Raw genomic sequence first — 14270 nt, forward strand, 5'->3', positions numbered from 1 at the left:
GCCTCTTTATCCATTTCACCCGTTTTGTCGTCTTCTATTTAACCGTCGATCAGGCTATAATAGGAAGTATAAGGAGTGTGAAATCCATGAAGCAATCCCCGATGGAAACCGTTTACCAGTCGATGATGATCGGCTTAATGTCTGTGGTCGCCGCTTCGGCTGTCGTCTTCCCCGCGATTTTCCTGACTCAGTTTCACAAGTATCGTAAAGAAAGCGCGCCGAAGAAGATAAAATTATCCATTCAGACTGAAAATGAATCCGACTGACCGGATTCATTTTTTATTCGCAGATTCTGTTCATCATGATGAAGCATTCCGCATCTCAAATTCAGCCCGGGTTAACGAATAACAGCGGCAGTCCTTGACTTCCCCGGTATACAACCGTACTTTCTGCCGGATTGTTCCCTCATAATGAAAGCCGTTCTTTTCGATCACTCGCCGCGAACCCCAGTTGTCTACAAAATGATCCATCGCGATCAATTCCGTTCCCGGATCGTCAAACAGATGCCGGATCATCAGACCGACGGCTTCCGTCATGATGCCCTGATTCCAATAAGCTTCATCCAGTGCGCAGCCGATCGTCTTCGCCGCCAGGTTGCGCCGCGAAGTATCAATGCCCGCGCTGATCATCCCTGTGACTCGCATCGTGGATTTCAGCACAACCGCAAACGCGTCGGGAGTTGTTATCATCCGGCTTAAGATCTGACTGCTTTCTTCTTTACTTTGATGCGGACGCCAACCGGCCTGCGGCCCCACGGCCGGATTCTTTGCGAAAGCGTAAAGATCCTCCAGATCCTTCCTATCCCAAGGTCGTAACCTGATTCTGTCGGTTTCCATTTTCATTCGCTGATTCCCGCTCCTTTCAAAAGAAAACCGTCAACCGACGGCTTTCTGAATTTAGACTTATTTGTAATTCGCGTATGTGAATTCCGCAGCCCCAGCCAATTCCGGAACGTCTCTCGGCGTACCGTCAAGATTGGCCGCAACCGGCAGACAATCGCCGTTTTCAAACAGGAAGACCATCGGCATATCTTCGCTCATCAGCCGCTGAACCTCACTGTAAGCCTTCGCCCGTTCTGCATCGTCGTCAGTTTCAACGCCAGCCTGCAGCGCGGCATCCATTTCCGGATTGTTATACAATCCGACGTTGGTTCCGCCATTAGAAGCAACGCGTCCGGCAACACCGGAGACATCCGGTCCCTGATAGCCTGCCAGCATCGTCATATCAAAGTTGGAATTGGTAATGACTTTATCCTGCCATGCCGCCATTTCCATGATATTCAGCGTGACATTGATGCCGATTTCCTTCAGGTTTTCTTTCACGATCTGCGCGATATCTTTGAAGTTTCCGCTTTCAAAGATATCCATCGTCATATCGAAATAGAACCCGTCGTCGCGTAATGTATAACCGGCTTCTTCGATCAGCTTCTTCGCCGCTTCTACATCGCGGGCCGGCATGGTGTACTGTTTATCCAGATACTTGCCTTCCCATAACGGCGAGATGAAGTATTCAGCTAACGCGCCGGTTCCATTGGCAACCCGGTCGTAAATCCCCTGGCGGTCAACGCCCATCGCAACAGCCTGGCGCAGGCGAACATCCTTGAAGATACTGGTTTCCATGTTGAAGGTGATATATGTTCTGTTGATCGACAGATAATGGAAATGCTTATAATTCGGATCATTATCCAATTCATGCTTATTCGCTGTCGGAACTGTCACGCCCAGATAATCAACTTCACCGTTTAAGAAAGACTGGTAAGCAGTCGTCTGATCCGGAATAACCTGGAAAATCAGCTTTTCAATCGTTGCTTTGGTTCCGAAGAAATCTTCGTTGCGAACCAGCGTGGTACCAACGCCTGCATCATATTTTTCAAATTTATACGGTCCTGTCCCCACCGGATTCCATGTTGCCGGATTGGAAACAAAATCAGAATAGGCCGGATCATTCCAGATATGCTCAGGCATAATGAACGTCGCATACCAGCCCAGCTTCGGCACAATCCCGACGTCGCGCTGACTCAGATTCAGCACAACCGTATTCTCATCCGGGCATTCAATGGAAGTCACTGCCGCCAGTGAGTCTGATTTAGTCCAAGAATACTCTTTCATGGTCTCAAATGTCCATTTAACATCCTCAGAAGTAAACGGCTCGCCGTCATGCCACTTGACGCCTTCCTGTAAGTGGAAAGTCAGCGTCAGGCCATCCTCGGAAAATTCCCAGCTCTTTGCCAGATCCGGTAAAATCTGGTCGTTTGCGTTCAGCTTAACTAAACGATTATAAATGTTCTGATTGATCTGATATGCATAGTCATCCGACTTCATATCGGGGTTAAAGCTTTGAGGATCCCCGTTAACCGCATAGATTAAAACATCCTGTGCCGGTGCTTCTCCCGCTGTCCCATCCTTGTCGGTTTTCTTTTCATCCGTACCGCAGCCTGCCAGCATCAAACACGCAATTAATAAGGCTGTCAGCAGTTTTGATAACTTTTTCATATCTTTCCCTCCTTGCCTCTTCCTTTCCCATTGGAAGAATATAGTTTGAGTTTACACGCTGAAAAGAAAGTCGTCAAGATAAACTTTATCATTTCTTTCATTCTTTGTATAATTTTCATAATTAATATTGTAAATATTTTCATGGCATTCTAATCCTTGAGTTAAAAATGAACTTTCACATACAAAAAAAGCCGCGGCTTTTGAACAAACTGGTCATTGTTCTTTTACCACGGCTTACAAGTTTTATTTTACAAATTCAACGTAAGTTAATTCATGGGAAGCAGCTTTTGTCGGTTCCTGATATGGAGTGCCCTTCAAAATCTTCTTGACTGGTACTTTCGCACCGTTATCCATGAACAGAATGATTGGCATTTCTTCACTCATAATTCGCTGAACTTCGCTGTAAACAGCTTTTCTTTCAGTTTCATCCGAAATCTGAACACCCTTTTCAAGCAATGCGTCCAGTTCAGGATTGGAATAACCCATAAAGTTCATGGATGTCCCTGTTCCAACACGGCCAGAAATACCGGAAACATCCGGTCCCTGATAACCGGCAGCCATCGTCATTTCAAAATCGTGATTTACTTTAACGTTATCTACCCATGCCGCATATTCCAGCATCGTTAATTTAACGTCAATACCGACTTCTTTTAAGTTACTCTGAATGATTGTCGCTGCGTCCTTGAAATAACCACTTTCAAAGAATTTCATTTCCGTTGAGAAATAAATTCCATTTGCGTCTTTCTTAAACCCGGCTTCTTCAAGAAGCTGCTGAGCCTTCGCTACGTCGCGTTCCGGCATCTGATATTTTTCATCCGCGAAACCCGTATTCGGAGCGATGAATGTCGAAGCCACAGCCCCGGTTCCGCCCGCGCAACGATCCCAGATCATCTGACGATCAATGCCGTAAGCGATAGCCTGACGGACACGTGCATCTTTGAAAGTATCGTTCGTCATATTCACTGTGACATAAGAACGATTCATACCAATGACTGGATAAACTTCATAATCTGGATCATTGTCAAAATCATTCGCATTCTGAGAAGGAATGGCCGTATAGTAATCAACTTCACCAGTGCGGAATGCCTGATAAGCAGTTGTCGCATCCGGAATAATCGAGTAAATGACCTTCGCTACTTTCGCTTTATCGCCCCAGTAATCTTCGTTTCTTTCCAGAACAACACGGACACCTTTTTGGAATTCAACAAACTTGAACGGACCTGTTCCAACCGGCTTCATATTGTATTCATTCGTCGCCGTATCGGTGTTTTCATACAAATGTTTCGGCATAATAAACATTCCATACCAGGATAATTTCGCAATCAGAGAAACATCCGGATATTTTAAATTCATTACAACCGTATTGTCATCCGGGCATTCAATGGATTCAACAGAAGCTAAGCTGTCGCTCTTATTCCATTTTTCTGCAATCAGCGTGTCATAAGTCCATTTAACATCCGCTGAAGTAAATGGTTCGCCATCATGCCATTTCACGCCCTCATGCAAGTGGAATGTTACCTGAGTACTGTCGTCATTCCATTCCCAAGTTTCCGCCAGATCCGGAATAACCTGATCATAGGCATTCAATTTGATTAAACGGTTGAAAATATTCTGGTTTGGTCCCCAGGCATTATCATCTGACTTAAAATCTGGATGAAAATTAACCGGATCCCCTGATGAAACAACAATTAATGTATCCTCGGAGGTTGTTTTTGCTTCATCGCTGCCTGTGTTGTTATTCTGCCCGCCGCAAGCCGTCAACGTCAAAGCCGCAACTAAACCTACCGCAAGCAGTTTGAGAAATTTCTTCATAAGATTCCCTCTTCTTTCTTATTCTCATTATAACAGGAACGAACGAAAATAAAAGCAATAAAAGGCGGAGTATTTCCGTAAAAACACTCCGCTTTTGGACATTTCTTATTTTTTCAGAGTCACATACGTAAATTCGTTCGTCGCCGCCTTGTCAGGAACCTGATATGGCGTGCCGTCAAATTTGGATTTAACAGGAATAACCTGGCCGTTGTCAAGCAGCAGCACCATTGGCATATCCTCGCTCATCAGACGCTGAACTTCGTCATAGGCTTCCTTACGAATCGCCGGATCCGAGTTCTGAGCGCCTTTTTCCAGCGCGGCTTCCATGACGTCGCTGGCATAACCGGTAAAGTTATTGGAGCCCGTAATGCCAACACGCATGTAGATTCCGGAAATATCCGGTCCCTGATAGCCTGCGAGCATCGTCATATTAAACTTACGACCTTCTTTGACCTGATCCGTCCAGGCTGCGTATTCCATCAAATTCAGCTCAACCTTAATGCCGGCTTCCTTCAAGCTGGACTGAACGATTGCCGCGACATCCTTGAAGTTGCCATTTTCAAAAGCGTCTAAAGTCACTGTCAGATAATAGCCGTCGGAATTCTTCTTTAATCCGCATTCTTCCATCAATGCCTGTGCTTTCGCGATATCGCGTTCTGGCAGTTTGTAATCATCATTCAGATAATCTTCAAACAGCGGAGAAATGAAATATTCCGGCAAAGCGCTGACGCCGTTGCCCATCCGGTCAACGATCGCCTGGCGGTCAACCGCATACGCGACAGCCTGACGCAGCTTCGGATTGTTGAATGGTTCCTTCTCCATATTGAATGTCAGATATGTTCTGTTAATGCTCAGGAAGGAGAAGACTTCATAATTCGGGTCGTTGTCGAAATCGTGCAGATTCGCCGTTGGCAAGCTTGTAATATAGTCGATTTCACCGTTTTTAAACGCTTCCAGCGTCGTATTCAAATCCGGCATGATTTGATAAATCAGACGTTCGATTTCCGGCGCGCCGCCAAAGAAATCTTCATTACGTTCCAATGTTACACTCTGTCCGCTTTTGTATTCAACAAATTTAAACGGTCCGGAACCGATTGGCTTCTGCATCGCCGGATTCTTCGCGAAATCCGGATAAGCAGGGTCATTCCAGATGTGTTCCGGCAGAATAAACGTTGCATACCAGGCTAACAGAGGAACAAGTCCGGCATCCGGGTTCTTCATATTGAAGACGACCGTCAGATCATCCGGTGCTTCGATTGTATCAACATTGACAAAAGTATCAGATTTTGACCATTTATTTTCAATAATTGTATCGTAAGTCCATTTAACATCTTTAGATGTTAACGGTTCGCCGTCATGCCACTTTACGCCGTCGCGCAGATGGAATGTCAGCGTCATGTTGTCGTCGCTCCATTCGTAAGAGGTTGCCAGATCCGGAATCGGAACATCGCCCGGCGCCAACTTATACAAACGGTTGAATAAGTTCTGAGCCATCGGCCATAAATAATCATCCGATTTCATGTCTGGGTTAAAACTGGACGGATCTCCCTGCACAGCGGTAATGAACGTGCCGATCGTTTCCGTTTTATCTGTCCCTGAATCTGTCGTCGAGGTCGGTTTATCGCCGCCGCCCTGGCATCCTGTCAGCAAGAGCGCAGCGCTGAGCAAGGCTGCTAAAATCTTAACGCTTTTTCTCATTTTTAATTTCCTTTCCCTTTCTAAATGAAAAACTACGGTGCATTATCACTTTCCAATAGAATCCCTCCCATTCACATAAGTGTATGATACAGGTTCTTGAAAAATTATTCAATCCCATTTTGTAAGAAATATATAATTTTCATGAAAGCTGTTTTTCATTATGCGGACAAAAGCTTAAAAATGACCATAAGAAAAAGACACGCCCCTTATGAGCATGTCTTTAAGAATCTAATATGAATTATTCAGCGCGGTATGTGTAGGTGTATTCCGAAGAAGCTGTCTTATCGTCCAGTTCCATTGGCATACCCTTCATTTCCTTCTTGATCGCATATTTGTAGCCGTTGTCGATAATAGGGATGATCGGCAGGTCAGCACGCATGATCTTCTGGATTTCCTTGTAGCATTCGATTCTTTCTTCTTCGTTCGACAGCGTAACGCCCTTGTCTAACAAAGCGTCCAGTTCCGGATTGGAATAGCCAGCCATATTCATCGAAGTACCTGTCTGAACACGTCCGGAAACACCCGAAATATCCGGTCCCTGATAGCCCGCTAACATTGTGATTTCAAAGTTGCGGTTAACCTGAACCTTATCCTGCCAAGCCGCCATTTCCATCATGTTGATCTTCAGATCGATGCCGGCTTCTTTAACATTCTGCTGGATAATTGCAGCCAGATCTTTCCAGTTGCCGCTTTCGAAAGCATCTAATGTTACATGCATATAATAGCCGTCTGCATCTTTCGTATAACCCGCTTCTTCCAACAGCTTCATAGCTTCTTCTACATTTCTCTTAGGAAGTTTGGAATCTTCATCCAAGTACTTCGTGAAAGCATGTGAAATCATGTATTCAGAAGGTTCGCCATTGCCGCCCGCAGTTCTGTCCCAGCAGCCCTGGTTATCAATCGCTAAAGCGAAAGCTTCACGAACACGCTGATCCTGGAAGCGTTCGTCTTTCAGGTTGAATGTGATGTAAGTCCGGTTAATGCCCATTTCTGAATAGAATGTATAGTTATCATTGCCATCCAGATCATTTGCGTGCGCCGCAGGAATCATCTGACACAGATCGTCAACTTCACCGTTCATGAAAGCTTCCCACAATGTATTGTCATCAGAAATAATCGCGAATTTCAGCGTCTTGGCAATCGCTTTGTCGCCCCAGAAATCCTCGTTGCGTTCCAACGTTACATACTGGCCAGCTTTGTATTCAACAAATTTAAACGGACCGGTTCCGACTGGATTCTGGTTGTATGGGTTAGTCGCCGTATCGGTGCCTTCATACAGATGCTTCGGCATGATGAATGTGCCGTACCAGGCCAGCTTCGCAATGATTGAAACGTCCGGTGTTTTCAGGTTCATGACAACGGTATTGTCATCCGGGCATTCAATGCTGTCAATGTTGGACAGGTTGTCTGCTTTTGACCATTTTTCAGCGATTGCGGTATCGTAAGTCCACTTGACGTCAGCCGAGGTAAACGGCTCGCCGTCATGCCACTTAACGCCATCATGCAGATGGAATGTCAGCTGCATACCGTCTTCGCTGAACTCATAGGATTCAGCCAAGTCCAAATTAATTTTTGTGTTGTTGCCCAATTTCACCAGACGGTTAAAAATATTCTGGTTGATCGGCCAAGCGCCGTCATCGGACTTGAAGTCCGGGTTGAAGCTCTGCGGATCCTGCGTGGTGACCATGATCAAAGTCTGATCCGTAGGAATTCCGCTGTTTTCGCCGTCTGTTTGTCCACCTTCATTGGACGTGCCGCCATTGCCGCCATTACCGCAGCCTGCAAGCATCATCGCCATGGCCAGACACACAACTAAAACTTTTAGAAGTTTTTTCATGTATTCTTTCCTCCTCTATCGATTGTGTTTGAAGCAATCGTTAGTCTAATGATAAACGATTTTTAGTGAAATGTGAAGGATTTGTGATAATTGAAAATATGAAATTTTAAAATTTTCGGTAAAATTCATGAAATTATTCATTGAACAATGTAAGAAATGAAAACAAGGAAGATCAACTTCCTTGCTTCGACAGTTAACGATGTTTTTGCAGATAATCCGCCACCAGCATGCCGCTTTCCAGCTGCACGGCAATCAGCTTGCGGATTGGGATAACCTGATAATGCAGTTCTTTTTCCGCGATTTCCGCCCGCTTGGCAAATTCCTTTTCGCCCTCGTCATGAATGCGCTGCAGCCGTTCTGCGGCTTCCGGACTTGGGTTCTTCGCCAGCTCATGCTCGCAGGCGCGGATTAAGAGCGTCCACTGCAGCAGGACGCGGTACTTCGGGATCTCCAGATTGTCAAACGCTTCCGATTCCTTACATGAATCGTCGTAATTCGGATCCTGACGAATGAAATCACATTCCTGACGGTAGTCTTCCTCAAAATGCTCATAGCCGTTGCTGACCATCTTGGCGAAGCTGTTGTCGCCGCTGATCAGATCGGCGATTTGATCATAGCGGGCTTTGACAGCCTTGCGGTTTTCATGCAGGATTTCACGGCCTTTGAGCGCGGCTTCGCGGCGTGAGAAATCCATCAGCTTATCGCTCTGGATGCGCGGCTCGTAGAAATACGGCAGTTCCGTGACCAGCGTCGTCGTATCATAGCCCTGCTGACTGGCGTAATCGGCGCTGCTGGTGCCGGTTGACATCAGCTTCTCCGGAGCGACTGTGCCGTATTTTTCGTTGTAATCATAGGTATCCTTGGAGCTGATCATCGGATAGATCGCCTGCGAGAACGGCGTGATATAGTTTACTTCCGGCTCGCCCAGATGCAGAGGAATATTCTGCTTCGCCGTGGCAGCGTAGAACTTGTCCCACAATTCCGGGATTTCCCGGGTCAGATACCAATAGGTTCCCCCAAAGCCGGCGTTATGCAGTGAATACATAAACTGCGGCTGGATCTTGTCGATCAGATTCATCAGGCAGACGGTCTCCGGAATCGGCGTATCGTAGGTATAGTTTTTATAGTGGAACGGGAAATTCCATTCGACCTGTTCATACCCGGCCGGCCGGAAATAATGACGGGTGAAGTTGGTCAGCGTGATGGGTCCCTTGAACCAGCCTTCGTTGAGCTGCGTACCGTCGAGATCGATGCTCTTGATCAAATACCAGGTATAATCCAGCTCCTTGCGCAGATCTTCGTTTTCAGCCAGCGCGCGTGAGAAGTATTCCAGCAGCATCGCGCCCATCGGTTCGTTCGGATGCGGACAGCCGAACATCAAAGCGTTGCGGCTTCCCTGGCCGATCTTCAGACAGTAGATCGGATGTCCCTTACGCGATTTTCCAGCTTCGAAAATCTCGACAATTCCAGGAAATTCCGCCGCCAGCCGTTTAGAGTTTTCATCCATCTCATCCACAGTCAGAAATTGTTGATAATCCGGAATGTTGTCAATCAGTTTTTGAATAAAATCAGCCATGTTCAATTCTCCTTTTTATTTTTCTTCCCGATAACCCAGGAAACAGGCAAATCGATAGGGATTTGCCTGTTCTTTTTATCGTTTGGTTTATTGCGGATCCATCCAGACCTTCGCCATTTCATACGTCCCGTACAAGCTTGCCATTTCCGGCTCAAACGGACTGTTGTGAATATAGCTCTTCACCGGGTAAACCGCGGTGAAGTCCTTCAGGATCACGATCGGCACATCGTCGTGCATGATCTGCTGGGCTTCTTTGTAATACGGCGCGCGTTCTTCTTCCGAGAACACCTTAACGCCTTCGTTCAGCGCTTCATCCAGCGCCGGATTGTTATACTTGGTCAGATTCAGCGAGCCTTCGCTGTGTACGCGGTTGCGGATCGCGGAAACATCCGGGCCCTGACCGCCGGAGCATAAGGCGATGTCAAAGTTGTAATCGTCGATGACCTTGGTCATCCAGGCGCCCATTTCCAGGACGTTCAGCTTCACGTCGATCCCGACCTGCTTCAGGCTGTCCTGAATGACGATCGCGGAATCCTTGAAATCGCCGGAATCAAACGTCGTCAGCTCACAGCTGAAGTAAATTCCGTTGGCGTCCGCGGTATAACCGGCATCCTCAATCAGCTTGCGGGCGGCTTCCACATCGCGGGACGGAATCTTGGCGTCATCATTTAATGCCCATGGATACATCGGCGAGATGTAATATTCGGATACCGCGCCGAAGCCTTTGGCCGCCTTGTCCAGCACAGCCTGACGGTCGACTGCTAAATCCACAGCCTGACGCACGCGCACGTCATGGAACGGATTATCTTCGCCGATATTGAACGAGAGATACGTCCGGGAACTGGAAACATACTGATAAACATTGTAATGCTCAGGATCGTCGATCAGTTCCTGCAGATCGGATGTCGGAACGCCGCTCTGCATGTCGTCGACCTCGCCGTTAAGATACGACTGGTACGCTGTCGACGCGTCCGGGATGATTGAGATGATCAGCTTGTCTAAATACGGCGCGCCGTCCCAATAGTCTTCGTTACGCTCCATTTCGATGGAAACGCCCGGCGTGTATTTTACAAATTTAAACGGGCCGGTGCCGATCGGATGCATGTTGTGTTCATTCTGCGTCCAGTCCGTGCCTTCATACAAATGCGCCGGCATGATCCAGGTCCCCAGCCAGCTCAATACGCTGACAACCGAAGCATCCGGCTGCTTCAGATGGAAAACTGCTTTATAATCACCGTCAGCGGTGACGGAATCGATCATATTTAACGTATTGGATTGATAGCCTTCCTCCAGAACCTTGGTAAAGGTCCAGACGACATCGTTGGAGGTAAACGGCTCGCCGTCATGCCATTTTACATTTTCACGCAGATTAAAGGTCAGCTCCATTCCATCCTCGCTGAACTCCCAATCCGTAGCCAGATCCGGCACCACATGGTTGTCGACGGTCATCTTCACCAGCCGGTTAAAAATGTTGTACGTGGCCGGCAGCTGCAGATCGTCCGTTTTCATATTCGGATTGAACGAGTTCGGATCGCCATGACTGCGCATGACATACGTTCCCCCCTGGACCGGCTCGCCGCTCGGCTGTTCTTCATTCTCCGGCTTCGGCGAAGCAGTTCCGCCGCCCGCGCATCCGGTTAAGGTCAGTGCTAAGCACAGCATCACCAGAACGCTTTGAAACAGTTTTTTCATATTATTTTGAATCCTTTCTTTTCTCCCCTAGAGATTAATTTCAGTTTATCCCTTCTTGTAAATCAAGTCAATCTCTTTTTCATCATTCTTCGCAGTTTTCAGAAAACTCTTTCAGCTAATGAAAAAGAGTCTGCGCAACAAACTCTTTTTCCTGAATATTTCTGCTTATTCCTCGACCCAGACACGGGAGAATTCATTGGAAGCCACCGTGTGGATGCCTTCTTCAGAATATGGATGTCCATGAATCGTATTGCGGACGGCAACGGTGAACGTCGCTTCCTTAACCGGAACGATCGGCAGTTCTTCCGCCAGGATGACCTGCGCCTGCTTGTAGATCTCTGCCCGGGCAGCCTGATCTGTCGTGATCGCGCCTTCGTCCAGCAGAGCGTCCAGTTCCGCATTCTTGCAATGCGCTAAGTTAAACGCGCCGGCGGAATGCACGCGCATCGAGATCGCTGAAGCGTCCGGTCCCTGCGATCCGGAAAGCATCGCCATCTGGTAATCGCTGTCGACCTGAACCTTCTGCTGCCAGGTGCCCATTTCCGTGATGTTCAGCTTCACGTCAATCCCGATTTCTTTCAGGTTCTGCTGCAGAACTGTCGCGGTATCCTTGAAATCGCCGCTGTCAAACAGATCCAGCGTTACGCTCATATACATACCGTTAGCGTCAGCCGTATACCCGGCTTCTTCCAGCAGCTGACGTGCTTTTTCCACATCGCGTTCCGGAATCGTCACCGCGTCGTTCATCGCCCAGGCAAAGACCGGCGTCATGTAATACTTCGGCACCGCGCCGATGCCCTTCGCCGCCTTATCGAGAACTTCCTGGCGGTTGATGCCGAGGTTGACCGCTTCGCGCACGCGCACGTCGTTAAACGGTTCTTCGTCAAAGTTAAAGGTCAGATACGTGCGGTTGTTGGATGCCCGTTCGTAAACGGTGTAATCTGGATTGGCTTTTAAGCCGGCGATTTCGTTGCTTGGGATATTCAGCATCAGATCGTCGACTTCACCGTTCATGTATGCCTGGAAAGCCGTGTTGGCATCCGGAATAATCGTGATGACCAGCTTATCCAGATACGGTGCGCCCATGAAGTAATCGTCGTTGCGGACCAGCGTGATCGCCTGACCCTTTTCATAGCTTTCAAATTTGAACGGGCCGGTGCCGATCGGATGCATGTTGGCGTCGTTGGCCGTCCAGTCGGTGCCTTCATAGATATGCTTCGGCAGAATAAACGTCCCCAGCCAGCCTAACGAACTTAAAATAGCGGCGCTCGGGGAGCTCATCTGAATGACGACCGTGCTGGCGTCCGGGCAAGTAATTTCTTCAATCATTTTGAAGCTGTTGGACTGGAAGCCTTCGGTGCGGATCATATCCAGCGTCCACTTGACGTCTTCCGAGCTGAACGGTTCGCCGTCATGCCACTTCACATTCTCATAGAGATGGAATGTCAGCGTCTTGCCGTCTTCGCTGAATTCCCAGCTTTCCGCCAGGTCGGGAATGATTTCGGTCGAGGCCGTCGTCTTCACCAGCCGGTTAAAGACGTTGGTCGCCGTGTAGGTCGCCATGTCGTCGCCCTTGACATCCGGGTTAAAGCTGCCTGGATCGGTAGCCTGACGGATGATGTAAGTTCCGCCCTGAACCGGGGTCTGTTCGCCCTCGGACGGATTTTCCGGGTTGGCAGCCGGTTCCTTCGGTGCAGAAGAACAGCCGGCCAGCATCGCCAGCGCCAACAGCGCAATCAGTGCTTTTCTTGCAAATTTCATCTTTCTTTCTCCTTGTTTTCTATTTTCTGCTTCCTTGCCGGAGCGGTAAACTCCCCACCCCCAAGACCGTTTCCCACGCGGTCTTGCTCGTGAATGAAGGAAGAAAAGTTCTAAAAAAGGCTCCTCCGTCCGTGACGGGTGAGCCTGAGCCGCTGGTTATTTTTCAGCGTCGTTGCCGACAAAATGACAGGACACGATATGCCCGTTGCCCAGATCGCGGGCTTCCGGATATTCTTTAAAGCACTTCTCGCAGGCCTGATAGCACCGCGGGGCAAAATAGCAGCCCGGGCCGGTGTTGATCGGGGTCGGCGGTTCGCCCTCGATTTCGATGATTTCCCGTTTTTCCAATGGATCCAAAGACGCACAGTTGGAAATCAGGACCTTGGTGTACGGATGCTGCGGATTGTGCAGAACCTCGTCGGTAATGCCCGTTTCCACGATCCGGCCCAAGTACATGACCGCAACCCGGTCGGAAATATAACGGGTTGTCGCGATATCATGACTGATGAAAACCATCGCCGTGTTTTCTTCCTTGCTTAATGTCTGAAGCATATTGATGATATCCGCACGGATCGAAACGTCCAGCATGCTGACCGGTTCGTCCGCGACTAAGAACGTCGGGCGCAGCAGCATGCTTCGCAAAATCGAAATACGCTGCAGCTGACCGCCGGACAGTTCATGCGGATGACGGTAGATATAGTCGGTGGCCGGCGCCATTCCGGCGTCTTCCAGCGTTTTGATCATAATGTTGTGACGTTCTTCATCATTCGCGCCAATCTTGTGCAGCTTCAGCACGCTCATGAAGATTTTTTCAATCGTATACCGCGGATCGAACGTATCGAACGGGTTCTGGAAAATCATCTGGCAGGTCCGGCAGAACGCCAGCCGGTCTTTCTTTTTCAGCTGGGTGCTGGAAACGCCGTTGTATAAGATTTCCCCGGCCGTCGGATCTTCCAAATGGATCAGAACACGGCCCAGCGTCGACTTACCGCATCCGGATTCGCCGATAACGCCTAAGGTTTCGCCCCGTTTCAGTTCAAAGCTGACGCCGTCGACAGCCTTGATCGTCTGCTTCTTGCTGACTTTGCCATCCTGCTTGGTTACCTTTTTCTGGATATACCAGCGGGTCAGGTCTTTTACCTGAATAACTGTATCCGACATCGCTTATTCACCTCCTACCTTGTGGCAGGCAACCTTCCAGTTGCCCTTCTCGTTAATCGTCTTCAATTCCGGCTCAACCGTGCGGCACTTTTCAGTCGCGAACGGACAGCGCGGCGCAAAGACACAGCCTGGAATTTCCTGGCTTAAATCCGGCAGCGAGCCTGGAATCCCGCGCAGGTCGTTCTTGGCGCCCTTAAAGGACGGGAACGATTTGAGCAGACCCTGAGTGTAAGGGTGCTGC

At 48.5% G+C, this 14270-nt stretch carries 11 protein-coding genes; 1 reads left to right on the forward strand and 10 read right to left on the reverse strand.

Annotated features, from left to right (window positions below; translation table 11 throughout):
- Positions 1-266: hypothetical protein (locus HOLDEFILI_RS11275; RefSeq protein WP_006059820.1), on the forward strand; the 266-nt coding region annotated here is incomplete at its 5' end.
- 33 nt (positions 267-299) lie between these two features.
- On the opposite strand, the gene HOLDEFILI_RS11280 is transcribed toward HOLDEFILI_RS11275, so the two are convergent.
- The 10 genes from HOLDEFILI_RS11280 to HOLDEFILI_RS11325 all read right to left on the reverse strand — a co-directional run.
- Entirely contained in the window at positions 300-842 is a 543-nt protein-coding gene (locus HOLDEFILI_RS11280; protein WP_006059821.1) for a GNAT family N-acetyltransferase, read from the reverse strand.
- A 60-nt stretch (positions 843-902) separates the two neighbouring features.
- Positions 903-2492 (reverse strand): ABC transporter substrate-binding protein, encoded by a 1590-nt coding sequence (locus tag HOLDEFILI_RS11285; RefSeq protein WP_006059822.1) that lies wholly within the window; start codon positions 2490-2492, stop codon positions 903-905.
- A gap of 243 nt (positions 2493-2735) precedes the next feature.
- Entirely contained in the window at positions 2736-4304 is a 1569-nt protein-coding gene (locus HOLDEFILI_RS11290; protein ID WP_006059824.1) for an ABC transporter substrate-binding protein, read from the reverse strand.
- Between the two features lie 105 nt (positions 4305-4409).
- The gene (locus tag HOLDEFILI_RS11295; RefSeq protein ID WP_006059825.1) at positions 4410-6002 is read right to left on the reverse strand and encodes an ABC transporter substrate-binding protein; all 1593 of its coding nucleotides are present in this window, start codon (positions 6000-6002) and stop codon (positions 4410-4412) included.
- Positions 6003-6240: 238 nt separating this feature from the next.
- Positions 6241-7839 (reverse strand): ABC transporter substrate-binding protein, encoded by a 1599-nt coding sequence (locus HOLDEFILI_RS11300; RefSeq protein WP_006059827.1) that lies wholly within the window; start codon positions 7837-7839, stop codon positions 6241-6243.
- 193 nt (positions 7840-8032) lie between these two features.
- Positions 8033-9415 carry a M14 family zinc carboxypeptidase gene (locus tag HOLDEFILI_RS11305; protein ID WP_006059828.1) on the reverse strand — a complete coding sequence of 461 codons (1383 nt, stop codon included), beginning with the start codon at positions 9413-9415 and terminating at the stop codon, positions 8033-8035.
- A gap of 87 nt (positions 9416-9502) precedes the next feature.
- On the reverse strand, positions 9503-11107 hold the full coding sequence (locus HOLDEFILI_RS11310; protein ID WP_006059829.1) for an ABC transporter substrate-binding protein: 1605 nt from the start codon (positions 11105-11107) through the stop codon (positions 9503-9505).
- A gap of 165 nt (positions 11108-11272) precedes the next feature.
- The gene (locus HOLDEFILI_RS11315; RefSeq protein WP_006059830.1) at positions 11273-12868 is read right to left on the reverse strand and encodes an ABC transporter substrate-binding protein; all 1596 of its coding nucleotides are present in this window, start codon (positions 12866-12868) and stop codon (positions 11273-11275) included.
- A gap of 156 nt (positions 12869-13024) precedes the next feature.
- Positions 13025-14029, reverse strand: coding sequence for an oligopeptide/dipeptide ABC transporter ATP-binding protein (locus HOLDEFILI_RS11320; RefSeq protein ID WP_006059831.1), 1005 nt, complete (start codon positions 14027-14029; stop codon positions 13025-13027).
- Between the two features lie 3 nt (positions 14030-14032).
- Positions 14033-14270: oligopeptide/dipeptide ABC transporter ATP-binding protein (locus HOLDEFILI_RS11325; RefSeq protein WP_006059832.1), on the reverse strand; the 238-nt coding region annotated here is incomplete at its 5' end.

This window comes from Holdemania filiformis DSM 12042, from assembly GCF_000157995.1.
GTDB classification, from domain to species: Bacteria; Bacillota_I; Bacilli_A; order Erysipelotrichales; family Erysipelotrichaceae; genus Holdemania; species Holdemania filiformis.